The sequence below is a fragment of the Vibrio sp. 10N.222.49.C9 genome (assembly GCF_041474985.1).
GTDB classification, from domain to species: domain Bacteria; phylum Pseudomonadota; class Gammaproteobacteria; order Enterobacterales; family Vibrionaceae; genus Vibrio; species Vibrio crassostreae_C.
In genome coordinates this window covers 1-300 of the sequence record NZ_JBFRVD010001561.1, presented here as the reverse complement: position 1 = coordinate 300, position 300 = coordinate 1, and the positions used below count along the sequence as shown (strand labels likewise).

The 300-nt window shown below is 46.0% G+C and carries 1 protein-coding gene; it reads left to right on the top strand.

What is annotated here, in order from left to right:
• The coding region (locus AB4585_RS29265; protein ID WP_372172327.1) for a sigma 54-interacting transcriptional regulator at positions 1 to 300 on the top strand (300 nt) is incomplete at both ends.

Sequence of the window (300 nt, the reverse complement as noted above, 5' to 3'; positions counted from 1 at the left end):
GGCAATGAGAGCCGGTGCTCATGACTTTTTGATTAAGCCATGTGAGGCGGATCAGCTCCGTATTACAGTGTCCAAAGCGATACACCAAACTCAAAATGGCAAGCACGATGTTCTTGGCGAGATAAACCAATATCAAGGCTTTATTGGCTCTAGTGCTAGCATGCAAAAGGTCTATAAAACCATAGACTCGGCCGCATCTAGTAAGGCGAGTATCTTTATTACTGGCGAGAGCGGAACAGGTAAAGAGGTGTGTGCTGAAGCTATCCACTCTGTGAGCAATCGAAGAACTGACCCCTTTAT